A 23,759-nucleotide genomic window follows, 5' to 3' on the forward strand; every position below is an offset into this window, starting at 1 on the left:
CTGAAAAGGAATACGATAGGCGCACGATACTCGCCACCTACCTGTATGATGTATCGAAACTGAGCAAATTCTTTGCTGAGAATTCAAACAAAAAAATAAACTATTATGGAATTATTGACTTTTGTTTTTGCAATCTTTGCTATTGCTGGATGGGGCCTGGCAATTTTCCTTCATACGGAACGAGGGAAAAAATGGGCTAGTGAACTTTAGTTTTTAATCTTAGTTATAAATGAATATAGAATAAATATAATCCAATGAATATATTAGTAACAGGCGCTAATGGTCAGCTCGGCCATGAAATGCAGATTTGCGCCAAAAACAGCAATCACAAGTTTGTCTTCACCGATGTGGCTGAAGGCTATGAGAAATTGGACATCACCAACCTCGACGCTATACGCGAAAAGGTGAAGGAAAATGATATCCAGGTTATCGTTAACTGCGCTGCCTATACCAACGTGGATAAGGCAGAGAGCGACTTCGACCTCGCCAACCTGCTCAACAATACGGCGGCAGGCAACCTGGCGCAGGCGATGAAGGAAGTGGATGGAACCCTGATTCATGTGAGCACAGACTATGTGTTCCAGGGCGACAAGAACATCCCTTGCAAGGAAGACTGGGAAACCAATCCGCTCGGTGTATACGGCAAGACCAAGCTCGCAGGAGAAAAGAGCATCGAAGCTACAGGCTGCAAGCACATCATCATCCGCACTGCATGGCTCTACTCGCAGTGGGGTAAGAACTTCGTGAAGACGATGCAGAGCCTCACGGCTAGTCACGACACCCTGAAGGTGGTATTCGACCAGGTGGGTACTCCTACTTACGCTGGCGACCTGGCTGCCGTCATCTCTCACATCATCGAGACCAACCAGCTCGACAAGACCGGTATCTACCACTTCTCTAACGAGGGTGTATGCTCCTGGTTTGATTTTGCCAAGATTATCTGCGAACTCAGCGGCAACACCTGTGATATCCAGCCTTGCTACAGCGAGGAGTTCCCAAGCCCAGTGAAGCGTCCTCACTTCTCAGTGCTCGACAAGAGCAAGCTGAAGCAGACCTTCGGTTTCAAGGTGCCATACTGGACAGAGAGTTTGAAGAAGTGCATCGCCGAATTGGCAGAAGCTAAATAATTATTAATTATTAATTGTAAATTATTAATTGAAATGAAGAATATCATTATCACGGGCGGTGCTGGTTTCATCGGCTCACACGTAGTAAGGCTTTTCGTGAACAAATATCCTGAGTATCACATCATCAACCTCGATAAGTTGACATACGCAGGCAACCTGGCTAACCTCAAGGACATTGAGGACAAGCCTAACTATACTTTCGTTAAGGGCGATATCTGCGATTTCGACCTGATGTTGAAGCTGATGCAGGACTACAAGGTGGATGGCATCATCCATCTCGCTGCCGAGAGCCATGTAGATAGAAGTATCAAGGATCCATTCACTTTCGCTCATACCAACGTGATGGGTACCCTGTCTCTGCTCCAGGCGGCAAAGATCTACTGGGAGAGTCTTCCAGAGGGTTACGAGGGCAAGCGTTTCTACCACATCTCTACTGATGAGGTTTACGGTGCATTGCAGATGACTCACCCTGAGGGCGTTCCTGCTCCTTTCACTACCAAGGCATCCAGCGGTAAGAACCACGAGGCTTACGGCGAGGAGTTTTTCGTAGAGACAACCAAGTACAATCCTCATTCTCCATACTCGGCATCTAAGGCTAGCTCAGACCATTTCGTTCGTGCTTTCCACGATACATACGGTATGCCTACCATCGTGACCAACTGCTCTAACAACTACGGTCCATACCAGTTCCCAGAGAAGTTGATTCCGCTGTTCATCAACAACATCCGTCATCGCAAGCCATTGCCAGTATATGGTAAGGGTGAGAACGTGCGCGACTGGTTGTATGTAGTGGATCATGCCCGTGCCATCGATATGATTTTCCATAAGGGCAAGATTGCCGAGACTTACAACATCGGTGGTTTCAACGAGTGGAAGAACATTGACATCATCAAGGTAGTCATCAAGACCGTGGATAGATTGCTCGGCAGAAAGGAAGGCGAGGATATGGATCTCATCACTTATGTAACCGACAGAAAGGGTCATGATATGCGTTACGCCATCGACTCTCGCAAGCTTCAGAAGGAACTCGGTTGGGAGCCATCTCTCCAGTTTGAGGAGGGTATCGAGGAAACCGTAAAATGGTATCTCGATAACCAGGAATGGATGGACAACGTAACCTCTGGTGATTACCAGAAGTACTACGACAACATGTATTCTAACCGATAGTAGTACATCCTATCATATAGAAGCCCTGCATTTGTTAGCGCAAATGCAGGGCTTTTTTGCTTTTCATCGATTAAAAACCTATAAATCTATTATAATTTCTTAATATTTTCATGTTTGTTTCAAGGAAAACTCAAAAGTAGAAAATATTTTTCTATCTTTGCAGTTTCAAGTTAGATAATGATAAGGAATATCATAGAATAGTAACAAGAATATCCTAGAATGAATTAAGGAATAATAAAAGGTATTGAGATGAAGAAGCATAATGAATTTGGCATAGCAATGGCGGTTGCCGCCTTGTGGTGCCTCCCTATAAAGGGACAGGAAAAGGTGGTTCCATTGAAATATGGAAATATGGACCACTGGGTAGTAAGAAATATCAAGGAATCGGCTATCATCGGCGGTAATCAGAAAACCATCTATGCCGTGGGACCGAATATGACCATCAATGGAAATACGCCTTATACCAACAAGGGCGGTTCGCCATGGGGATCATCCAATGTGCTGGCACATGTGTCGGGCATCTATAAAACCAACAACTCGGTGTATCGCGACAAACACGAGGGGGGATATTGTGCCAAACTGGTTACCCATATAGAAAAGGTGAAGGTGCTCGGACTCATCAACATCAAGGTGCTGGCTGCCGGTTCCCTCTTTCTGGGCGATGTGCGCGAACCGATTACCAGTACCAAGGATGGTCCGAAGGCTATCAACTGGGGCATCCCGTTTACGGCACGTCCTAAGGCTGTGAGGTTCGACTACAAGACCTACATGCCGAATGTGGCTCATCGCATCAAGCAGACCGGATTCAGCAGTGCATCCACCGTGGCGGGTCGCGACTATGCCATCGCCGTGCTCTATCTGCAAAAGCGTCATGAGGATGCCCAGGGCAACATCACGGCCAAGCGTGTGGGAACGATGGTGGTGAAGTATGGCAAGAGCACCAATGGATGGGTGGAGAATGCCACCTATACCATTCATTATGGTGACATCCGCCACATGGCCGGTTACGATGCAGCCACGATGGGTCTCCGTTCTACCGATTACGCCCGCAACAGCAAGGGAAAGCGTGTGCCTGTGAAGGAAGTGGGATGGGCGAGTGCTGGCGATACGCCGAGCCATCTCATCCTGCAGTTCTCCTCTTCGCATGGCGGAGCCTATATCGGTACGCCGGGCAATACCCTGTGGATTGATAATGTGGCAATGGTGTATTAATCATTTAAATATTGACTTTTAAATATTGACTTTATGAAGCATATCCTGACAATACTTGTTGCGATGTTGGCATTGGGCAGCTATGCCTCGGAGCCATTTTCTGCAGATAGTGTCTTTTCAGAAAAGGCTAGCAGCACTATCGTGCAGGCTGATTCAATTCATGAAGCCAAGAAATCGTGGATGACTCGTTTTCTTGATTACTTCAATGATGCCAATAAGAACAAGAAGCATAAGCGTTTTGACTTCAGTGTGATAGGTGGTCCGCACTATGCATCCGATACCAAGTTTGGCTTGGGCATGGTGGCGGCGGGTCTCTATCGTACAGATGTGAACGACAGCATTCTTCCTCCTTCCAATGTATCGCTCTTTGGCGATGTGAGCACGGTGGGGTTCTATATGTTGGGTGTTAGGGGTAACCACCTCGCACCCCAGGGGCGCTATCGCATAGACTATCACCTTTATTTCTATTCATTCCCTTCTGATTTCTGGGGAATGGGCTTTGAGATGGGCGATAACGACGACAACAAGAGCGATATGAAGCGATGGCAGGCTCAGGTGGAGGCAAGCTTCCTCATCAAGGTGGCTGATAACTTCTATCTAGGACCGATGGCGGCTTATGATTATGTAATCGGAAAGCAGATAGAACGGCCAGAACTGTTGCAGGGCATGGATAAGCATACCTGGAATGTGGGAGCGGGTGTATCGCTGGTTTATGATAATCGCGATAATCTGACGAATCCGCATCGGGGCATCTATCTGAATATCAAGCAGATGTTCCGGCCTAAGTTCATGGGCAATGACTATGCCTTCAGCAGTACGAAATTCCGCTTTGATGCTTATCAGCGGCTGGGTAAGGGAACGATACTTGCCGAGGATTTTGGAGCGAATCTTAATTTCGGAAATCCTTCGTGGGGCATGATGGCGGAGTTGGGCGGAACCAGTTCGATGCGTGGATACTACGAAGGTCGCTATCGTGACAAGCATTCTCTGGAGGCTACGGTGGAGCTGCGCCAGCATGTGTGGAAGCGCAACGGCATTGTGGTCTGGGCAGGAGCCGGCACCGTTTTTCCTAAGTTCTCTGCCATGAGAAGCCGGCAGATTCTGCCGAATGCCGGTGTGGGCTATCGCTGGGAATTCAAGAAGGATGTGAATGTAAGATTGGATTATGGTTTTGGAAAGTCGGGACAATCCGGTTTCCTCTTCAATATCAACGAAGCATTTTGATGAGGCTTTTTCATGATGCATTCACGATGCTTTCATGATATGCTCTATATATAATAAGGTGTAGGCTATGAATAATTCTATATGTAAAACGATATGTAATACTATATATAATAAGGTGTCTTCGGGAGCCTTTCTTTATGGTTATGCGGTGGTGGCGCTGCTGCTGCCTAATATAGCCCTGTGCTTTACCGAAAGATTATCTTTCTGGGCTTGTGGTGTCAACGTGCTGCTGCCTTTGGCACTGTATATGTGGTTCTTTTCCATCGCCAGATGTCCGGGAAGGATGGTATGGTGGGCGTTCATCTTCATCTTTTTCGCAGCCTTCCAGCTGGTGTTGCTCTATCTCTTCGGAACGGGAGTGATAGCGGTGGATATGTTTCTGAATCTCGTAACCACCAATGCGGGTGAAGCGATGGAACTCCTGGATAATCTGGCTCCTGCCGTGGTGGGTGTCTTCGTCATCTATCTGCCACTGCTGGTTCTGGGTATTATCCATATCAGGAAGAAACATCAGATATCAGCTGCATTTCAGCATCACGTTCGAAAATGGGTGATGGAGGTGGGAGGTATCGGCCTCTTCTGTCTGCTGGCATGCTATGTGGTAGTGGATGATTACTGCATGCGCAACCAGCTCTATCCTGTCAACGTCTGCTACAATCTCTATCTGGCTTTCGAGCGCAATGCGGCATCGGAAAATTACAGGGAGGCAAGCAGGGACTTCAAGTTTGATGCCAGGAGCGAGCACGATGCTGAGGCTCCTGAGGTGTATGTGATGGTGGTGGGAGAGACGGCTCGTGCCCATAACTTCAGTCTCTATGGCTATCCGCGGGATACCAACCCGTTGCTTTCAAAGACACCGGGTATCATCGCCTTTCCTGATGCCATGACGCAGAGTAACACTACCCACAAGAGTGTACCGATGCTTCTTTCGGCAGCATCGGCAGAGGATTTTGAGCGGCTCTTTCATGAGAAAGGCATCTTGGCAGCCTTTAAGGAAGCCGGATTCCATACCGTGTTTATCAGTAACCAACAGCCCAACCATTCGTTTATCGATTTTCTGGGAGAACAGGCTGATGAGCATTATTTTCTGAAGACAGAGGATGCTTCTAAGGGAAATCATTATGATGCAGGGGATCATTACGATGCGGATTTGCTGAAGAAACTGGATGAGATATTGCCATTGGCTGATGCTTCCTCCTCTTCCCATTACCGCTATCGCAAGCTCTTCGTGGTGCTTCATACCTATGGTTCGCACTTCAATTATCAGGAGCGCTATCCTAGGAGTTTTGCTTACTTCAAGCCCGATAGCAGGAGTGAAGCGAAGCCGGAAAACCGACAGGATTTGCTGAATGCCTACGATAATACCATCCGATATACCGATTATATCCTGCATGGTATCGTAGAACGTCTGCAGAAATGGGAGAAGCTTCAAGCTAAGGCTCTAGCTAAGACTCAGGCAAAGCTTCAGGCAAAGACGGATGGGGTATATTGCCAGCCTACATCAGCGATGCTCTATACCAGCGATCATGGAGAGAATATTTTCGATGATGAGCGCTGTCTCTTCCTTCATGCAGCACCGAAGGCTTCGGATTACGAACTGCATGTGCCTTTCATCATTTGGACTTCTGATGGATTCAGTAAACAATATCCGGATATATTGAAGGCATTGGGAGAAAATCGGTCAAAACAGGTGCAGAGTAGTCTTTCGGCTTTTCATACCATGCTGGGCATCGGTGGCATTCAGACCCGTTATCGCCAGGATGAATACTCGGTGGCAAGTGGTAAATATCATCCGGTAAAGTTGCTCTATCTCGATGATCATGATGAGGCTATACCACAGGAAGATGCCAAGTTTTTGCGTTAAATTCTAAGCCAAAAGGCTTTCCTGATGTAAAATTCATGAAAAGAGTTTTCGTAAATATCAATTATTTGCGAAAACTCTTTGTCGTATCTATAATTTGCTGTATCTTTGCACCCGGATTTAGATAATAATAAAAATACAGTTGTTATGGAACCAACTCGAAAAATAGAAAAGGTGGGTATGCGCAACCTCCGCATGGAGGATTACGACCAGCTCGCCAAGTCGTTTAAGCGTATTTACGCTGACTCAGATGTATTCTGGACAAAAGAACAGATTAAGAAACTCATTACTATCTTCCCTGAGGGACAGGTGGTTATCATCGTGGATGATAAGATTGTGGGCTGTGCCCTCTCTATCATCGTTAACTATGATATGGTGAAAGGCGACCATACCTATGCTCAGGTAACGGGTAATGAAACCTTCAATACCCACAATCCTCATGGAAACATCCTTTACGGCATCGAGGTGTTTATCCACCCAGACTATCGTGGATTGCGATTGGCGCGCCGTATGTATGAGTATCGAAAGGAACTCTGCGAGAAGCTCAACCTGAAGGCTATCATGTTTGGAGGTCGTATTCCAAACTATCATAAGTATGCCGACAAGATGCGCCCTAAGGAGTATATCGAGCACGTAAGAAACCGTGAAATTTATGACCCGGTTCTTACCTTCCAGCTCTCTAACGATTTCCATGTGCGCCGCGTCATCCGCAACTATCTTCCTAGTGATGAGGAGAGCGAACACTGCGCCACCCTGCTGCAGTGGGATAACATCTACTATCAGCCACCTACGGATTCCTATGTAGATAGAAAGCCAACCGTGCGAATCGGTCTGGTACAGTGGCAGATGCGTCCATACGCTTCGGTGGACGACCTCTTTGAGCAGGTAGAGTTCTTCGTGGATTCCGTGAGCGATTACAAGAGCGATTTCATCCTCTTCCCAGAGTATTTCAATGCGCCATTGATGGCAAGATTCAACGATTTGGGTGAGGCACAGAGCATCCGCATGATGGCTCAATATACAGATGAAATTCGTGACCGATTCCGCGAGTTGGCCATCAGTTACAACATCAACATCATCACGGGTAGTATGCCTTATCTCAAGGATGACTCCCTCTATAACGTGGGCTTCCTGTGCCGTAGAGATGGTAGCGTGGATATGTATGAGAAGATTCACGTAACGCCAGATGAGCAGAAGTGCTGGGGATTGAGCGGCGGTAGCCATATCCAGACTTTCGACACCGATTGCGGTAAGATTGGTATCGTAATCTGCTATGATGTGGAGTTCCCTGAGTTGTCAAGATTAATGGCGGAGGATGGCATGCAGATTCTCTTCGTTCCGTTCATGACCGATACACAGAATGCTTACTCCCGAGTAAGAGTCTGTGCCCAGGCGCGTGCCATCGAGAATGAGTGCTATGTAGCCATTGCGGGTAGTGTGGGCAACTTGCCTCGTGTTCACAACATGGATATCCAGTATGCCCAGAGTGCCGTATTCACCCCTTGCGACTTCGCCTTCCCTAACGACGGTAAGCGTTCGGAGGCAACACCGAATACCGAGATGATTCTCGTTTCAGATGTAGATTTGAACCTTCTAAACGAGCTTCATACCTATGGTGCTGTAAGAAATCTTCGCGATCGCCGCAAGGATCTTTATGACTTGAAGCAGAAGAAGTAAGTTAAGTGAAGAGCACTTTCTTTTAGTGAAGAGTGAAGAACGAAGAGTGAAGAATTCAATTGTATTGATATATAGATATAAATAATGTATAAGATAGACATCTCGGAGCGCACGCTCCACTTCAAGCAGCCGGCAGGCACGTCTCGTGGCGTATATACCACGAGACACAGTTATTATCTCACCCTTACATCGGATGAATTGCCGGGAGTAGAGGGAGTGGGTGAGTGTGCTACGCTCCCAGATCTCAGTTGCGATGCCAAACCGGAATATGCTGTCACCCTTCGGCAGGTGTGCCAGATGGTGGAGCAGATGGGACGCATCCCATACGATATGATTCGTGCTTACCCTAGCATTACCTTCGGTTTGGAAACAGCCTTTGCCTCGTTCTTCGATGCGGCTAAGAAGCAGAACTTAAGTGTTTCTGTTCCAGCCGGAATGGAGAATCTGACAGATCTCTTTGACTCTCCTTTCGGTAGGGGAGAAGAGGGCATCACCATCAACGGACTGGTGTGGATGGGTACTTACGAGGAAATGCTGGCACGACTGGAGGAGAAGCTCCAGGCGGGTTTCCATTGTGTGAAACTGAAGATTGGTGCCATCGATTTCTTCAAGGAACTCGACCTCATCAAGCGCATTCGTGATGTCTATACCCAGGAACAGGTAGAACTGAGAGTGGATGCCAATGGTGGTTTTCTGCCAGAGAATGCCATGAGCCAGTTGGAGGCTTTGGCCAAGTATGATATCCATTCCATTGAGCAGCCTATCAAGCAGCATCAGTGGCCTAAGATGGCTCAGCTCTGTAGGGAAACTCCGCTCCCTATCGCCCTGGATGAGGAGTTGATTGGTGTGAATGTGAGAAGCATGAAAGAGGCTCTGCTCGATACCATTCGTCCACAATATATCATCTTGAAGCCTTCGCTCCATGGGGGTATCTATGGTTGCAACGAGTGGATTCAGTTGGCCAGCCAGCGAGGCATCGGCAGTTGGATTACCTCGGCATTGGAGAGCAACATCGGTCTTCATGCCATCGCTCATTATGCTGCCAAGGTATATGGTCCGAATGTCGAGATGCCGCAGGGGTTGGGCACTGGTCAGCTCTTTACTGATAACATCCCGATGCCATTGGAAATCCGTGGTGATAAATTATTTGTTGTAAAATGACTTTAGAAGATTTCTTTTCTGAATGGAATAACGATAGCGACCGGGTGCTGGTGCATACCAGTGGCTCCACGGGAAAGCCCAAGCCGATGATGGTAGAGAAGAAGCGAATGCTCAACTCCGCCCGCATTACTTGTGATTTCCTGGGTTTGAAGCCGGGTGACAGTGCTCTGCTCTGTATGTCGCTTGATTATATTGCAGGTAAGATGGTGGTGGTGCGCAGTATCGAGCGCCATCTCCATCTTATTTCTGTTTCTCCCAGTGGCCATCCGCTGAAGGATATCAATTTGAAAGATGCAAATGGAAAAGATGTAAACGGGGAGATTACTTTTGCTGCCATGGTTCCGATGCAGGTGTATAACACCCTGCAGGTTCCCGAGGAGCGGGAGCGACTTACTCACGTACGCCATCTGATTATCGGAGGTGGAGCCATCGATGCATCTTTAGAAAAAGAACTCCGTTCGCTTCCTGGCAATATTGCCATCTGGAGCACTTACGGCATGACCGAAACCTTATCTCATATCGCCTTGCGAAGAATCAATGGCGATGAGGCTAGCGAATGGTATCAGCCTTTCGATAGCGTGAAAATCAGTCAGACTGATGAAGGCTGTCTCGTCATCGATGCTCCTCTGGTTTGTGCCGAAACCCTGGTAACGAATGATATCGTGGAAATAGAGCCTTATATATATAATAAGGTGGAAAATCATAATAAGGTGGAAAAACTTCGTTTCCGAATCAAGGGCAGAAAGGATAATGTAATCTGCAGCGGAGGTATCAAGATTCAGATAGAAGAAGTGGAGGCTCTCTTGAAGCCTCATCTTGAAAAGCCTTTCATGATAGCCAAGAAGAAAGATGAGAAGTTTGGAGAAATCGCCGTTCTCCTGACAGAAGATGAGGATATAAAAAAAGTAGAGGCGACTATCCGCCGCCTCTTATCAGACCATAAATATTGGATTCCAAGGGAATTCCGATATGTAGAGCATCTTCCGCTTACCGAAACCGGAAAGCCGAAGCGCTGCTGTCTTTCTTTCATCGGATTACGCTGAGTTAACGGAACATTCTAGCTCTACGGATTACGCACGGAATTTAAACGGATTTGGCCTTGCGGCCATTGGGCTAGCGCCGTATAGGCAGGCTTGCGATTGCCCAGTATAGGCTGGCTTTTTCCAGCTTTAGGGGGTATCGCCACGACCGTCAGGTCGAGTTTCCGTTTAAAATCCGTGCGTAATCCGAGAAAGGCGGTTAAGGTTCCGTTTATTCCGCGTAATCCGATGAAAAAAGCGATCTATCCTTCTCTGAAGAAGTCGAGTGCTTCCTTGATTTCCTCAACGGTAGCCGTCTGGTTGATGCGGATATCTCCGATGCCTCCCATCATGGTGAAGTTGATGATACCATTCTGGTTCTTCTTGTCGTGATGCATCAGCTCAATCAGCTCGTCGTAGTCATCGCAGGTGATGTTCAGCGTACCGTAGTTCTCCTTGATGAAGTTCACGGTCTGTCGCATCTTCTCGGTAGGGAATCCCGTTTTGATGACACTGAGGTAAAGTTCTGGAATCAAACCGAATGCCACGGCGTAGCCATGGAGGATAGGCTTGCGCTTCAATGCCCAACTCTCGAAGGCATGACCGAAGGTGTGACCCAGGTTCAGTGCCTTGCGGATGCCCTTCTCGTGAGGGTCCTGTTCCACGATGCGCTCCTTCACCTTCACGCTGTCGCCCACCATACGCTGCAACTGCTTCAGGTCGGGGTTGGCAAGGTCGAAGCTCACCAGTTCTTCCCACATCGCCTCGGTAGAAATCAAACCGTGCTTCAGCATCTCGGCATAGCCCGAACAGATGTTCTCGGCATCCAGGGTCTTCAGGAACTCGGTGTCGAGAATCACGAACTTGGAGTCGTTGAAAACGCCCACTTCGTTCTTCAGTCCGCCGAAGTTGATACCGGTCTTTCCGCCCACCGAAGCATCCACCATGGCAAGCAGGGTGGTTGGGATATTGATGAAGTTGATGCCACGCTTAAAGGTGCTGGCAGCGAAACCTCCCAGGTCGGTCACCATGCCGCCTCCCAGGTTAATCATGCAAGAGTGACGGGAAGCGCCACCCTCCTGCAATCCTTTCCAAACCATCATGAGGCTCTCGATGTCCTTGTGGCTGTCGGTTGCCGGAATCGTAATCACCTGTGCTTCCTTCATGCAGTAGAATTTCTTCAGCAGCGGGAGGCACTCTTTCTGGGTAGTGGTATCAGTAAGAACAAACAGCTTGTCGTGCTCACATTCGGCAAGGGCGCTCACCAGTTCGCCTTCTAGATGGGTTGATATGATAACTCTTTGATTCATAACATATAAACATTTTAAAGGTCATTATTTATGAGCCATCTTTGGCTGGCTCATCTGAAATTATGTTGCAAAGGTACGTTAAATAAGAGACAAAACAAAATAAAAAAGCACTTTTTAATGATAAAAGTTTAAACCTTGTTATATTTCGTGCGTCAAAATAGGCAGTTATAAAATGCATAGAATAAATAATAACATTAAATAAATGATGAAACGAACAATTCTGACGATGCTCCTGGCTATCTTCGCCATGGCATCCTTTGCTCAGGAACGCCTGATAAGCGGTGCGATTATCGACCGCGATACTAAGGATCCCGTGGAGCAAGTAACGATTCAGCTACTTAAGGCCGACAGCACCTATGTGTCGGGTGCCATTAGCAACGAGAAGGGACTCTTCCATCTCAATGCACCTGCCAATGGCAAGTATTTACTAAAGATTTCGAGTGTGGGTTACAAGACTACCGTGAAGCGTGTGCAGATTGCCGATGATAAGAATCTGGCAATGGGCAATGTGGTTCTCGGTGCAGATGCCATCATGCTGAAGGGTGCCGTGGTTACTGCCATGGCGCAGAAGGTGAACCTGAAGGAGGATACCTTCGTCTATAACTCGGCGGCTTACCGCACACCGGAAGGTTCGGTGGTTGAGGAGCTGGTGAAGCGCCTGCCGGGTGCTGAGGTTAGCGACGACGGTACCATCAAGATCAATGGTAAGGAAGTGAAGAAGATTCTCGTGGATGGCAAGGAGTTTATGACGGGCGATACCAAGACAGCCCTGAAGAACCTGCCTACCAGCATCATCGACAAGATCAAGGCCTACGATGAGAAGAGTGATCTTTCTAAGGTAACCGGTATTGATGATGGCGAGGAGCAGACCGTGCTCGACTTCGGTGTGAAGAAGGGTATGAACAAGGGTATGATTTCCAATATCGACCTGGGTGTGGGCAACAAGAGCCGCTACAATATGCGTGGCATGGGCGCTTATTTCAATGATAACAACCGATTCATGCTCTTTGCCAATGCCAACAATACCAGCGACCGTGGATTCGGCGGTGGTCCTGGCAGAGGATTCTGGGGCGGTGCCAATGGCTTGAATGCCAGCAAGATGATAGCTGCCAACTATAACTATGAGTTGAAGAACAAGTTCAAGTTCAATACTTCCCTCCGCTGGAACCACAGCGATGGCGATGTATGGAGCAGTCGTTCCAGCGAGAACTTCATGGGTAGCAGCAGCTCTTTCAGCAATAGTCTGAGCCAGAGTTTCTCCCGCAGCAACAGTTGGAATGGTAACATCCGATTGGAATGGATGCCTGATACGATGACCAATATCCTCTTCCGTCCTTCCATCTCCTGGAGCACCAGCGATGGTTTAAGCGGCAGCCAGTCGGCATCTTACAACAAGGATCCTTACACCATCACCACCAAAGACCCTCTTTCTGAGGAAGGTATTGAGGAGTTGGACAAGGCTGAGGCTATGGTGAACAGACAGCTTTCTCAGGGAATCAGCTATTCTGATAACAACAATATCCGTGGCATGTTGCAGGTAAACCGCAAGTTGGGCAACAAGGGACGCAACATCACCTTGCGTATGGATGCCAAATATACGGATAAGGACAGCAAGAGCATCTCGCTCAACAATGCCAAGCTCTATCTTGTGCAGACAGCGGAGGGTAAGGATTCTACCTATCAGACCAACCGCTACAACCTGACTCCTTCAAAGGATTACAGTTATGCGGGACAGTTGACCTATAGTGAGCCACTCTGGAAGGCCACCTTCCTGCAGTTCAGCTATAAGTTTACTTACAGCTACTCCAAGAGCGACCGCAACACCTACGATTTCAGCAAGAATGCGATGACAGGAGATCATGAGTATCGTGGTTGGGATAGTTATCTGAATCCGTTTGCCGGTCAACTCAATGACTATAGGGATAATGAGTTGAGCCGTTTCTCTGAGTATCGCAACTATAACCATGATATCCAGGTGATGATGCGATTCATCCGTAAGAAGTATAATCTGAACTTCGGTGTGATGGTTCAGCCACAGCAGTCGAAGTATATCCAGGATTATCAGGGAGTGCATGTAGATACCGTTCGCAACGTAACGAATATCAGTCCAACCCTCGATTTCCGTTATCGCTTCTCAAAGATGAGCAACCTGCGTGTGAACTATCGTGGTACCACATCTCAGCCAAGCATCTCGCAGTTGCTTGATATCACAGATAACAGCGACCCGCTGAATATCTCGAAGGGTAACCCTGGCTTGAAGCCATCGTTCACCCAGAACTTCCGATTGTTCTACAACAACTTCGTGCAGAACCACAACAAGGGTGTCATGACCTTCATCAACTTCTCTACCACCAACAATAGCATCAGCAACAAGGTGACCTACGATGAGACGACTGGTGGAAGAATCACCCGTCCGGAGAATATCAATGGTAATTGGAATGTGATGGGAGCCTTCATGTTCAACTGCTCTATCGACAGTGCTGGTGTATGGAACGTGAATACCGATACCAACTTGGGTTACAACAACTACGTGAGCTATCTGAGTCTCGACAAGCAGTCTGATTCCCAGAAGAATACCACCAGGAGTACTACTTGGAGAGAGCGCCTCTCATTCAGTTATCGCAACGACTGGTTGGAGCTTTCGCTTGATGGAACATTGAATTATAACCATGCCAAGAACAAGTTGCAGCCTAACAGCAACCTCGATACCTGGCAGTTCTCTTATGGTCCTAGCATGACGCTTACAGCTCCTTGGGGAACCAGCTTGAACTCAAGCCTCTCTATCAGCAGTCGTCGTGGATATAATGACAGCAGCATGAACACTGATGAGTATGTATGGAATGCGCAGCTCTCCCAGAGTTTCCTGAAGGGCAAGCCATTGACCATCATGCTCCAGTTCTACGATATTCTTCGTCAGCAGAGCACTTTCTCCCGTGCCATTTCTGCTACATCCCGTACGGATACGGAGTATAATGCCATCAACAGCTATGCGATGCTTCATGTGGTATATCGCTTGAATCTCTTCGGAGGCAAGCAGGCTCGCAGGGATGGACCTGATGGACCTGGCGGACCTGGTGGACCTGGTGGTCGTCCTAACTTCGGTGGTCGTCCATTCGGTGGTGGTCGTCCATTCGGAAGAATGTTCTAAAAAGAAAATGAAGTAAGCTTCATTTAAAACGATAGTAAGCCTCACTCAATGTTTATGCGAGGCTTATTTCAAATAGGTATGACGAGAAAAAAGAAATCCCCGCTCTTCGTAATGAAGAACGGGGATTGTTTTATTTGGGATTACTAAAAGTTCATTGATTAGAGAGCGAACTTGTAACCTACAGTAATCTGGATTACGTTGTTGTAGTGATCCCAGTTGTCTGCAACCTTAGTTACACCGATGTTGTAACGAGCATCGAATACGATGCCCTGATACTCGTAAGAGAGACCTACTGGGATAGAGAGATCTACAGTCTTTACGCCTTCAGCATCATCCTTATTAACCAAGAAACCTGGCTGCAAACCTGCCTTGAGAGCGAGACCAGATACAGGATAGTAGTTCAAAGTGATAGGCACATTGATATAGCCTGGGTTCCATTTACCACCTTCAAAAGTCATACCTGCAACTTTTACATCCTTGGCCTTGAAGCCCTGCACAGAATAGAGAGCACCTACAGCAACACCTAAGTTACTTGATGCCTGATACTGCAATTCAGCACCAGCTGCGAAACCAGCCTTCCAGTCGTTATCACCGATTGTAGCAACGTTCAAACCTACCTTAGGCTGGAGAGTTGTTGTACCTGCAGCCTGCTGTGCGAAAGCACCTACTGAAGACAGCGCCATAGCTGCCATAACAAATAATTTCTTCATAACTCTTTCAAATTATAAATTTAAAACTGTTAATATTCACGTAGCTTTTGAAATAGTATGTTACTATAAAGCTGAAATGAGGTAGCCATTTATCATGCCTTACCATCATCTCTCGGGTGCAAAGATATAATTTTTCACAATAGAGTCCAAACAAATTAATGATTATTTGCTTAAATCGGGCGAAAAAATACGAAATTGTTACCATATAGAATATTTTTAGATTTTTTTTATCCCCGTTTTCTTGCATTGTTTGATAAAAAGTAGTATCTTTGCAAAGTAAAAAAGAAAGGAAAATAAATATGGATGCTCATGAACTTAATACTTGGCTTATATTAGGAACCCTTTTCTTACTTTGTTTGGTAGGATTAGGAATAGGTATCTATGATACAAAGAAGCAAAAGAAAGAAAAAAGCCTTTCGGCTTAAGATAAATAAACTGTTTTTCGCAAATAAGCTCCATACGCCCTGAAAGGGCAGAAGCTCCTAGCCCAGGGCAACGCCCTGGGTTATTACGGGCGCAAACCTGTCGCCCTGTAAGGGCAAAAACTTCAAAAGAACCAGGCAATTTACAAAGCTTTTGCCCTTACAGGGCGTCTTGTTGCTGCTAATGTACCCAGGGCGTTGCCCTGGGCTAGGAGCTTTTGGGCCTTCAGCCCGTTCATAAACCGCATACGAAAGTTCAGAAAATAAAGAAAAAGAGGATTGAATTAACTTCAACGAGTTAATTCAATCCTCTTTTTTATTCTTCATCCTCGTCCCAGCCTTCTTCGTCAAATCCAAACATGGCTGGATCTACGAAGGCGTCAAGGGCTCGGCGTTCCTTCTTGGTTGGGCGACCAGTGCCTCTAGCTCTATCTACGAATCCGCTGATGCGACTCATCTCCAGCAATTCATATTGCTTAGGATCGGTCACGTTCTTATAGACTCCGAAGAGCATTTTGGCTCCTACACGCTGCTCTATGCAATCAAGCACCTCGAAAGAGTAGGTGATAGGGGCTTTCTTTACGCTCACCACATCGCCACGCTTGATGATGAAAGAAGGCTTTCTCGTTACGCCTCCCACCATGACGCGGCCATTCTTACAGGCATCGGCAGCAATGCTGCGGGTCTTGTAAATGCGGGCAGCCCAAAGCCACTTGTCTATTCGTGCTGATTCTTTCATGATTATTTCTTTCCTAGCTTATTGTATTGGTTCATGGTGATGTCGATACCAGCCAATACGAAGCTCTTGATAATTTCCACACCCAGGTCGATGGCAGGCTGAAGCTGCTTCATGTCTTCCTCAGTGTATTTACCCAGCACCCAGTCTATCTGTCCGCCACGTGGATAATCGTTGCCGATACCCATGCGCAGGCGGGCGTAGTTCTGACCGATAAGCTGCTGTATATGACCCAGTCCGTTGTGACCACCGTTGCTTCCGTTCGCCTTCAGGCGGAAAGCGCCGAGAGGCAGGGCGAGCTCATCGCTGATTACCAGGAGTCGGCTCTGGTCAATCTTTTCCTGATTCAGCCAATATCTCACGGCATTACCACTCAGGTTCATGAAGGTGGTAGGCTTCAGCAGGATAATCTTTCTTCCCTTGAGCGTAGTCTCGGCAATGAAGCCATATCGCTTATCCTCAAAATGAATATTGGACGCTTTAGCAAAAGCGTCCAATACCATAAATCCTGTGTTGTGCCTGGTATCAGCGTATTCGTCGCCAGGATTACCAAGCCCACAAATCAAATATTTATCCAATGTTTGATAATGCTTTACTCAGGTTCGTAAAATCTTTGATGACTATCGATTAAGCCTCCTCAGCAGCAGCCTGTGCAGCGAGCTGAGCGTTACGTGTCATCTTGATAGAGCAAACTACAACAGCCTTGCTTGTAGCCAACTCGAGACCCTCGAATGAGAGGTCACCTACCTTGATGCTCTTACCAATCTTCAACTCTGTAACATCTACATCGAGGTGCTCAGGAATCTGCTGGTATGGAGCAGTAACGTTGATCTTACGGATAGAGAGGTTCATACGACCACCATCACGTACACCCTGTGCAAGACCTACCAACTTCACTGGAATACCGATAGTGATAGGCTTCTGGTCGTTCACCTCGTAGAAGTCAACGTGCAGAGGAGCGTCTGTTGTTGGGTGGAACTGAATCTCCTTCATGATAGCAGTACGGCTCTCACCATCGATGATGAGGTTGATAACGTATACATGAGGAGTGTAGATAATCTTACGCAACTCTGTGAATGGAACTGCGAATGACAAAGCCTCAGGAGCACCGTTAGCATCCTTCTTCTCACCATAAAGGTTACATGGGATAAAACCTTCCTTACGCAATGCCTTAGAAGCTTTCTTGCCAAGGTCTGTACGCTTCTGACCTGTTACATTAATCTCTTTCATTTGTGTTACTCTAAATTAAGTTGTGAATAATAATTTTGCCTTAACTCGCCATCACACGGATTAGCTTTGTTTTAAGCATGCCCCGCGAGGTTTTCTCGCAAAGCGGGTGCAAAATTACTACTTTTATTTGAATTACGCAAATTTTAGCCCGATTTTTCTCACTCATGATGCGTTAAATATTTAAAAACGCTCTTCTAACCTTAAAAAAATAGAAAAGATTACCCGTTTTCTTGCATATTATATATTAAATATGTAAATTTGCAGTGTTTTAGGTAAATATATAAATAAATCTTTTAAATTATTAGAGAATGATTAATAGGGATTTGATAAGACGTAAGATTGTGCAGTTAACCTATGCATACTATCAGAACAGCAATCATAATATTGATAATGCTGAAAAGGAGCTTATGTTTGCTCTCTCAAAGTCGTATGATTTGTACAACTACATGTTGCAGCTCATGGTGGCTATCACCCAGGAGGCTCGCAAGCGTTATGACGTAGAGGTGGCACGAGCTCAGCGTGAGGGTACACCAGAGCCTTCTTCAAGAATGGCTTTCAACCGCTTCGCTACGCAGTTGGAGGAGAACAAGATGCTCGTAGAATGGATTGATATCAAGAAGTCTTCGTGGGAAGAGGATATCGAGGTGGTCCGCAAGCTCTATACTGCCATCGTCTCTAGCGATCTCTATACCAGCTATATTGATGGTACCATGACAAAGGACCACGAGGAGGGAGAACTCGATGACTATGCATACGACCGTGAGTTCTGGCGCCGTGCCTACAAGGCTTTTATCATGAACAGCGATGACCTCGATGCCATGCTCGAAGAGAAGAGCCTCTATTGGAACGACGATAAGGACATCGTAGATACCTTCGTGCTGAAGACCATCAAGCGCTTCGACCCAGCCAACAAGGCAAACCAGGAGTTGCTCCCAGAGTATAAGGATGCAGAAGACCGCGACTTTGCCCGCAAGCTCTTCCGTGCCACCCTGCTCAATTGCGAATCCTACCAGCGCTACATCAGCGATGCCTGCCGCAACTGGGATTTCGGACGCCTGGCTTACATGGATGTGGTAGTTATGCAGATTGCCATCGCCGAGATGATGACTTTCCCTGGCATCCCAGCCATCGTTACTATCAACGAGTATGTGGATCTTGCCAAGGCATACAGCACTCCTCGCAGCGGTGGTTATGTGAATGGTATGCTCGATAACATCGCCCGTTTCCTCAACTCTCGCGGTCTCATCCAGAAGGATATGCCAGAGCGCAAGAATAACAGAGGCGGTCAGCATCCTAATCATACAAATCATCCTAATCGTCCAAATCAACCAAATAACCCACATTACGATAAGTAGTATATATTATAATGTACGCGCGTACATTATATAGTGTGTATGATATATTGAATGATGTAGGGTATGATAGAGTGAATAGATAGATAAATAGATAATTCAACAAAATAATAACATCAAGACATGACAAATTTAGTATTGCAAGCAGCTGCTGGTGGTGGCAGCATGAGTTTCCTCATTATGATGGTAGCCATCTTCGCTATCATGTGGTTCTTCATGATTCGTCCTCAGCAGAAGAAGCAGAAAGAGATACGCAAGTTCCAGAACTCTCTCGCCGAGGGATCTAAGGTGGTTACTGGTGGTGGTGTTTATGGCACCGTAAAGCATGTAAACCTTGAGCAGAACACTGTAGATGTGGAGATTGCACGTGGCGTGGTCATCACTGTAGCCAAGGGCTATGTATTTGCCGATGCTGCCAGCCAGACTCCTAACGCATAAATAGGATTCACTAGGAACTCTCATGCGTAGTGTTCGGAACATATTGAAAGCTGTCAGAAACTTCCTGTTCAGTGGCCTGAATAAGGAGTTTCTGATTTTTTTGTTCTTTCTCGCTCTCAGCGGCGCCTTCTGGTTGTTGATGACGCTCAATGAGACCATGGAGAGAGAATTCAAGATTCCTATGCGCTTGACCGGCGTGCCTAGAAATGCCGTGATAACGGGTGAACTGCCTGATACCGTGCGCGTTACGGTGAGAGATAAGGGATTCACGCTCGTTACCTACGATTTCCGTCCTCTCGTCTTCCGATTCAGCAACTATGCTGATGAGGATGAAGGCAAGGGAGTGATACCGCTGACGGATGTGCAGAAGCAGGTACTCTCGCAGATGTATGGTTCCAGTAAACTGCTGCAGGTAAAACCGGGTGCATTCGACTTCTATTTCACCTATGGAACTTCCAAGAAGGTGCCGGTGGTGTTCAGGGGTAAGATTACGACCAGCAAGAGTTATTATCTGGCTCATACGGAATTCTATCCGTCTATGGTCACCGTGTATGCCAACAAGCAGCAGCTTGACAAGCTTCAGACGGTAGAGATAGAACCTTTCAATTACCGCAATCTTCAGGATACCATCCGCCAGGCGGTGAAGATCAGGAAGATTCGTGGCGTTAAAATCGTTCCGTCTACGGTTAGATTGTCGGTATATCCTGATGTGCTGACCGAAGAAGCTATCGAAGTGCCGATTACTGCCATCAATATGCCTCCGGGCATGGTGCTCAGAACCTTCCCTTCCAAGGTGACAGTGAGGTTTACCATCGGAGCCAGTCTCTTCCGTACCATCAAGCCAAACCTGTTTAAGGTGGTGGTAGATTACGAAGAGTTGGCAGCCAATCCGTCGGATAAATGCACCTTGCAGCTTCGCAGTGTGCCACGCTCCGTGAGCAAGGCTTCGCTCGAAATAGATAGGGTGGATTATCTGCTGGAACAGCAGTGATGGTTTATAGTTGATAATTGATAGTTTATAGTTGATAGTTTTTCTACTATGATGAAGATAGCTATAACGGGGGGCATAGGTAGCGGAAAGAGCTATGTGTGCAGAATCTTGGAGAAGCACGGCATCAGGGTTTACGACTGCGATGCCGGGGCTAAGCGGTTGATGAGGCAGGATGTTGACTTGCAGACCGGCTTGAAGAAGTTGGTAGGCGAGCAGGTGTATAGTGCCGATGGCATCTTGCAGAAGCCCGTGCTTGCCCAGTTTATCCTCACCGGCGAGGCAAACAAGCAGGCAGTGAATGATGTGGTGCATCCAGCCGTGGCGCGCGATTTCGAAAAGAGCGATTGCAGCTGGTTGGAGAGTGCCATCCTATTTGATAGCGGTTTCTATCGTCGCACCCACTTCGACTTCGTGGTCTGCGTCACAGCTCCCATCCCCGTGCGTATCGAACGCATCATGCAGCGTGATCATATCTCGCAGCAGAAGGCGCAGCAATGGATAGATGCCGTGATGCCGCAGGAAGAACTCAAAGCCCGTTCTGATTTTGAAATCGTGAATGATGGGGTGAGGAATGTGGAAGAGCAGGTAGTGAATCTGCTGAATTATTTGGATGGCTTGAATCATCCGGGAATTCATTTGAAATAAAAGAAATCATATAAAAAATAGAAGAATAAAGAAAATGGAAACAATCCTTTCAATTGCAGGCAAGCCAGGCCTTTATAAACTGGTTTCAAGAGGTAACAGAACTCTTATCGTTGAGACTCTCGACGAGACTCACAAGCGTGTGCCAGCTTTCGCAACAGACCGCGTTACAAGTCTTGGCGACATCGCTATGTATACTGATGCAGACGAGGTTCCATTGTGGGAGGTTCTCGACAGCGTAAGCAAGAAGGAAGAGGGCAAGCCTAGCACCTTCAACTACAAGAAGGCTCCAGCTGCTGAGCTCCACGATTACTTCGCAGAGGTTCTTCCTAACTACGACCGCGACCGTGTACACGACAGCGATATCAAGAAGCTCCTCCAGTGGTACAACATCCTCGCTAAGTACGGCATCACCGATTTCAAGGCTACTCTCGCTCCAACAGAGGGTGAGAACGTAGATGATCGTGCTGAGCAGGTTGCTGAGTAAATCCCGTCAGATTTTTTAGGAGGGTGTGTCATTATTCATCGGATTACGCGGAATAAACGGAACCTTAACCGCCTTCCTCGGATTACTCACGGATTTTAAACGGAAACTCGACCTAACGGTCGTGGCGATACCCCCTAAAGCTGGAATGCGAATGCGCTAGCCCAATGGCCGTAAGGCCAAATCCGTTTAAATTCCGTGCGTAATCCGTGAAGCAAGAATGTTCCGTTAACTCAGCGTAATCCGATGAAGAAAAACGATGAAGCAACAAAAAAGAGGGTGTGTCTTGAACTTTTGACACACCCTCTAATTCTTTATTTCTTTTCAATCTTTTTCAATTCCTTCTCAAATCTTCTTCGATACATTTCGCCCGCTATGGTCAAGCCAAACGGGAAGGCTATCCAGATGCCCAGCAAGCCCATGCCGCATGGAAAACCGAGGGTATATCCCAAAGGCAATGAAATGACGAAGTAGGCGATGAAGGCATAGAGCACCATCGGTTTTACGCAGGCGATGCCTCGCAGCGCATTGGCAAAGGTATACTGCAGGCCGTCGCCAAATTGATATACCATCATCAGGATAATCAATACTGCCACATAAGCCTGAACCTCAGCATTGTCGTTAAACCAACCGCCTATCTGATGGCGGAGCAAGAGCACCGGCAAACCCATGCACAGCGAGAAGAGCAGGTTCAGTCGGAATCCGTCGTAGGCATTGCGGCGCACCGCAACATAGTCCTTCTGTCCCATAAAGTGGCTCACGCGGATAGCCATCGCTGCCGCCATACCCGAAAGTACCAGATAGAACAACTGTGAAATGGTAATCATCACCTGGTGAGCCGCCAGCGGAATGGTGCCCAGCCAGCCCACCATCACGCAACTCAGCGTAAAGGCAGCCGATTCCATACCCAATTGCAATGCCACAGGCCATCCCAACCGGTTCATCTCCTTGAAATCCACCTTGTTGATTTCACTATGAATGATATTGTGTCTGTAATCAGCAAATTTCCTGCACACCATCACCATGCCCACCATCGCCGTAGCCATGAGGATGCGGCTTACCAGGGTAGAGATGCCCGCTCCGAGCAAACCCAGCTCCGGGAATCCCGCAACACCGTAAATCAAAACCCAGTTGCCCAGGATGTTGACCACGTTTCCGCCAATCATCGCCCACATCGCCACCTTGGTCTGTCCGATACCATCCAGGAATTGCTTCATCGTGAAGAAGATGCCCATGAAGAGCACCGATGCCAGGTTCACCAGAAAGTAGGGGCGGATGAGTGTGAGCAGTTCCTCCGGCTGTCCGATGCGCCCCAGGTTGAAATAGAGCAGGATGAGGACCAGGGTGAAGAGGATGCCCGTAATCATGTTGGCAAAGAAGGAGTTGCGCACCTTTTGTCCGATGCAGTCTGTGCGTTCCTCTCCGTAAAGCCTGCCGATGATAGGGGTGAGTCCGTAGGTGAATCCCATGTAGGATACGAATACGAGACCGAAGATATTGTTCACCAGTCCGGCAGCCGCCAGTTCGGGCGTACTGTGATGACCGATCATCAGCGTGTCGGCGAATCCCAGGATGATGGTACCCAACTGTCCGATGATGATAGGAATACCGATGGAAAGCAGTTCCCGGTAGTGATGTTTATTGTGGCTTGTTATTGATGTCGTATGAGTCTTCATTACTTGGTTGTTTATTTTACTATTAATGCTATTATTATTGATTATGATTTCTCTTTCATCTTTGAATCGGCAAAGTTACAGCTTTTTTATGAGAACTCCAAATAATCTTCTCAAAATTGTTGGTGATGTGAGATAATTGTATTTCGGGTGCTTAGCGTCTTGACGTGACGCC

The 23,759-nt window shown here is 47.2% G+C and carries 21 protein-coding genes; 15 read left to right on the forward strand and 6 right to left on the reverse strand.

The genetic code is table 11. From position 1 onward, the window contains the following. Positions 1–254 precede the first annotated feature (254 nt). The 8 genes from rfbD (at position 255) to V8Z93_RS07410 (ending at position 10,472) form a co-directional block, all read left to right on the forward strand. Entirely contained in the window at positions 255–1,127 is an 873-nt protein-coding gene (rfbD, locus tag V8Z93_RS07375) for a dTDP-4-dehydrorhamnose reductase (protein WP_203040288.1), read from the forward strand. A gap of 33 nt (positions 1,128–1,160) precedes the next feature. Next, complete coding sequence (locus V8Z93_RS07380; protein WP_334559444.1) at positions 1,161–2,294, forward strand: dTDP-glucose 4,6-dehydratase; 1,134 nt, start codon at positions 1,161–1,163, stop codon at positions 2,292–2,294. 249 nt (positions 2,295–2,543) lie between these two features. Next, on the forward strand, positions 2,544–3,506 hold the full coding sequence (locus tag V8Z93_RS07385) for a PCMD domain-containing protein (protein ID WP_439431137.1): 963 nt from the start codon (positions 2,544–2,546) through the stop codon (positions 3,504–3,506). 180 nt (positions 3,507–3,686) lie between these two features. Next, the gene (locus tag V8Z93_RS07390) at positions 3,687–4,730 is read left to right on the forward strand and encodes a BamA/TamA family outer membrane protein (protein WP_439432836.1); all 1,044 of its coding nucleotides are present in this window, start codon (positions 3,687–3,689) and stop codon (positions 4,728–4,730) included. Positions 4,731–4,797: 67 nt separating this feature from the next. After that, positions 4,798–6,594 carry a sulfatase-like hydrolase/transferase gene (locus V8Z93_RS07395; protein WP_439431138.1) on the forward strand — a complete coding sequence of 599 codons (1,797 nt, stop codon included), beginning with the start codon at positions 4,798–4,800 and terminating at the stop codon, positions 6,592–6,594. 144 nt (positions 6,595–6,738) lie between these two features. Then, complete coding sequence (locus tag V8Z93_RS07400) at positions 6,739–8,268, forward strand: carbon-nitrogen hydrolase family protein (RefSeq protein ID WP_218411848.1); 1,530 nt, start codon at positions 6,739–6,741, stop codon at positions 8,266–8,268. Positions 8,269–8,352: 84 nt separating this feature from the next. Next, positions 8,353–9,429, forward strand: a complete 1,077-nt coding sequence (locus V8Z93_RS07405) for an o-succinylbenzoate synthase (RefSeq protein ID WP_439431139.1) — start codon at positions 8,353–8,355, stop codon at positions 9,427–9,429. Further along, positions 9,426–10,472 carry an AMP-binding protein gene (locus tag V8Z93_RS07410; protein WP_439431140.1) on the forward strand — a complete coding sequence of 349 codons (1,047 nt, stop codon included), beginning with the start codon at positions 9,426–9,428 and terminating at the stop codon, positions 10,470–10,472. Before V8Z93_RS07405 ends, V8Z93_RS07410 begins: the two co-directional genes overlap by 4 nt. A gap of 239 nt (positions 10,473–10,711) precedes the next feature. On the opposite strand, the gene aroB is transcribed toward V8Z93_RS07410, so the two are convergent. Next, positions 10,712–11,758, reverse strand: a complete 1,047-nt coding sequence (gene aroB, locus V8Z93_RS07415; protein ID WP_203040295.1) for a 3-dehydroquinate synthase — start codon at positions 11,756–11,758, stop codon at positions 10,712–10,714. A gap of 205 nt (positions 11,759–11,963) precedes the next feature. Here aroB and V8Z93_RS07420 point away from each other — a divergent pair, with 205 nt between their 5' ends. Further along, a complete protein-coding gene (locus V8Z93_RS07420) occupies positions 11,964–14,906 on the forward strand; it encodes a TonB-dependent receptor (RefSeq protein ID WP_439432837.1) in 2,943 nt (980 codons plus the stop codon). Between the two features lie 158 nt (positions 14,907–15,064). On the opposite strand, the gene V8Z93_RS07425 is transcribed toward V8Z93_RS07420, so the two are convergent. Beyond that, positions 15,065–15,616: a porin family protein gene (locus V8Z93_RS07425; RefSeq protein WP_439431141.1), complete on the reverse strand. Its 552-nt coding sequence runs from the start codon at positions 15,614–15,616 to the stop codon at positions 15,065–15,067. Positions 15,617–15,915: 299 nt separating this feature from the next. On the opposite strand from V8Z93_RS07425, the gene V8Z93_RS07430 reads away from it, so the two are divergent. Then, positions 15,916–16,041, forward strand: coding sequence for a hypothetical protein (locus V8Z93_RS07430; RefSeq protein ID WP_256624761.1), 126 nt, complete (start codon positions 15,916–15,918; stop codon positions 16,039–16,041). Between the two features lie 313 nt (positions 16,042–16,354). Here V8Z93_RS07430 and V8Z93_RS07435 read toward each other — a convergent pair whose 3' ends face one another. The 3 genes from V8Z93_RS07435 to V8Z93_RS07445 are packed head-to-tail and all read right to left on the reverse strand — an operon-like array spanning position 16,355 to position 18,004. Further along, positions 16,355–16,777, reverse strand: coding sequence for an RNA-binding S4 domain-containing protein (locus V8Z93_RS07435; RefSeq protein ID WP_203040298.1), 423 nt, complete (start codon positions 16,775–16,777; stop codon positions 16,355–16,357). Between the two features lie 2 nt (positions 16,778–16,779). Next, a complete protein-coding gene (gene pth / locus V8Z93_RS07440; RefSeq protein ID WP_203040299.1) occupies positions 16,780–17,352 on the reverse strand; it encodes an aminoacyl-tRNA hydrolase in 573 nt (190 codons plus the stop codon). A 49-nt stretch (positions 17,353–17,401) separates the two neighbouring features. After that, positions 17,402–18,004: a 50S ribosomal protein L25/general stress protein Ctc gene (locus tag V8Z93_RS07445; RefSeq protein ID WP_203049003.1), complete on the reverse strand. Its 603-nt coding sequence runs from the start codon at positions 18,002–18,004 to the stop codon at positions 17,402–17,404. Between the two features lie 308 nt (positions 18,005–18,312). On the opposite strand from V8Z93_RS07445, the gene nusB reads away from it, so the two are divergent. From nusB to V8Z93_RS07470, 5 genes are all read left to right on the forward strand, one after another. Continuing rightward, positions 18,313–19,359 carry a transcription antitermination factor NusB gene (nusB, locus tag V8Z93_RS07450; protein ID WP_203040301.1) on the forward strand — a complete coding sequence of 349 codons (1,047 nt, stop codon included), beginning with the start codon at positions 18,313–18,315 and terminating at the stop codon, positions 19,357–19,359. Positions 19,360–19,479: 120 nt separating this feature from the next. Then, positions 19,480–19,794 (forward strand): preprotein translocase subunit YajC, encoded by a 315-nt coding sequence (gene yajC, locus V8Z93_RS07455; protein WP_203040302.1) that lies wholly within the window; start codon positions 19,480–19,482, stop codon positions 19,792–19,794. Between the two features lie 22 nt (positions 19,795–19,816). Then, the gene (locus tag V8Z93_RS07460) at positions 19,817–20,785 is read left to right on the forward strand and encodes a CdaR family protein (RefSeq protein ID WP_439431142.1); all 969 of its coding nucleotides are present in this window, start codon (positions 19,817–19,819) and stop codon (positions 20,783–20,785) included. Between the two features lie 51 nt (positions 20,786–20,836). Then, positions 20,837–21,430, forward strand: a complete 594-nt coding sequence (coaE, locus tag V8Z93_RS07465; protein ID WP_439432838.1) for a dephospho-CoA kinase — start codon at positions 20,837–20,839, stop codon at positions 21,428–21,430. A gap of 34 nt (positions 21,431–21,464) precedes the next feature. Beyond that, the gene (locus V8Z93_RS07470) at positions 21,465–21,914 is read left to right on the forward strand and encodes a DUF5606 family protein (RefSeq protein ID WP_203049000.1); all 450 of its coding nucleotides are present in this window, start codon (positions 21,465–21,467) and stop codon (positions 21,912–21,914) included. Positions 21,915–22,225: 311 nt separating this feature from the next. Here V8Z93_RS07470 and V8Z93_RS07475 read toward each other — a convergent pair whose 3' ends face one another. Then, positions 22,226–23,587 (reverse strand): MATE family efflux transporter, encoded by a 1,362-nt coding sequence (locus V8Z93_RS07475; protein WP_439431143.1) that lies wholly within the window; start codon positions 23,585–23,587, stop codon positions 22,226–22,228. Positions 23,588–23,759 lie beyond the last annotated feature (172 nt).

The sequence above is a fragment of the Segatella copri genome (assembly GCF_051861805.1).
GTDB classification, from domain to species: Bacteria; Bacteroidota; Bacteroidia; order Bacteroidales; family Bacteroidaceae; genus Prevotella; species Prevotella copri_M.

Coding starts and splice junctions, on each gene's coding strand:
- V8Z93_RS07430 (WP_256624761.1), top strand. CDS start 15,916: ATGGATGCTCATGAACTTAATACTTGGCTTATATTAGGAACCCTTTTC.
- aroB (WP_203040295.1), bottom strand. CDS start 11,758: ATGAATCAAAGAGTTATCATATCAACCCATCTAGAAGGCGAACTGGTG.
- V8Z93_RS07390 (WP_439432836.1), top strand. CDS start 3,687: ATGACTCGTTTTCTTGATTACTTCAATGATGCCAATAAGAACAAGAAG.
- V8Z93_RS07445 (WP_203049003.1), bottom strand. CDS start 18,004: ATGAAAGAGATTAATGTAACAGGTCAGAAGCGTACAGACCTTGGCAAG.
- V8Z93_RS07400 (WP_218411848.1), top strand. CDS start 6,739: ATGGAACCAACTCGAAAAATAGAAAAGGTGGGTATGCGCAACCTCCGC.
- V8Z93_RS07425 (WP_439431141.1), bottom strand. CDS start 15,616: ATGAAGAAATTATTTGTTATGGCAGCTATGGCGCTGTCTTCAGTAGGT.
- V8Z93_RS07470 (WP_203049000.1), top strand. CDS start 21,465: ATGGAAACAATCCTTTCAATTGCAGGCAAGCCAGGCCTTTATAAACTG.
- V8Z93_RS07385 (WP_439431137.1), top strand. CDS start 2,544: ATGAAGAAGCATAATGAATTTGGCATAGCAATGGCGGTTGCCGCCTTG.
- V8Z93_RS07380 (WP_334559444.1), top strand. CDS start 1,161: ATGAAGAATATCATTATCACGGGCGGTGCTGGTTTCATCGGCTCACAC.
- yajC (WP_203040302.1), top strand. CDS start 19,480: ATGACAAATTTAGTATTGCAAGCAGCTGCTGGTGGTGGCAGCATGAGT.
- V8Z93_RS07395 (WP_439431138.1), top strand. CDS start 4,798: ATGAATAATTCTATATGTAAAACGATATGTAATACTATATATAATAAG.
- V8Z93_RS07435 (WP_203040298.1), bottom strand. CDS start 16,777: ATGAAAGAATCAGCACGAATAGACAAGTGGCTTTGGGCTGCCCGCATT.
- coaE (WP_439432838.1), top strand. CDS start 20,837: ATGAAGATAGCTATAACGGGGGGCATAGGTAGCGGAAAGAGCTATGTG.
- V8Z93_RS07410 (WP_439431140.1), top strand. CDS start 9,426: ATGACTTTAGAAGATTTCTTTTCTGAATGGAATAACGATAGCGACCGG.
- V8Z93_RS07460 (WP_439431142.1), top strand. CDS start 19,817: ATGCGTAGTGTTCGGAACATATTGAAAGCTGTCAGAAACTTCCTGTTC.
- rfbD (WP_203040288.1), top strand. CDS start 255: ATGAATATATTAGTAACAGGCGCTAATGGTCAGCTCGGCCATGAAATG.
- V8Z93_RS07475 (WP_439431143.1), bottom strand. CDS start 23,587: ATGAAGACTCATACGACATCAATAACAAGCCACAATAAACATCACTAC.
- nusB (WP_203040301.1), top strand. CDS start 18,313: ATGATTAATAGGGATTTGATAAGACGTAAGATTGTGCAGTTAACCTAT.
- V8Z93_RS07420 (WP_439432837.1), top strand. CDS start 11,964: ATGAAACGAACAATTCTGACGATGCTCCTGGCTATCTTCGCCATGGCA.
- V8Z93_RS07405 (WP_439431139.1), top strand. CDS start 8,353: ATGTATAAGATAGACATCTCGGAGCGCACGCTCCACTTCAAGCAGCCG.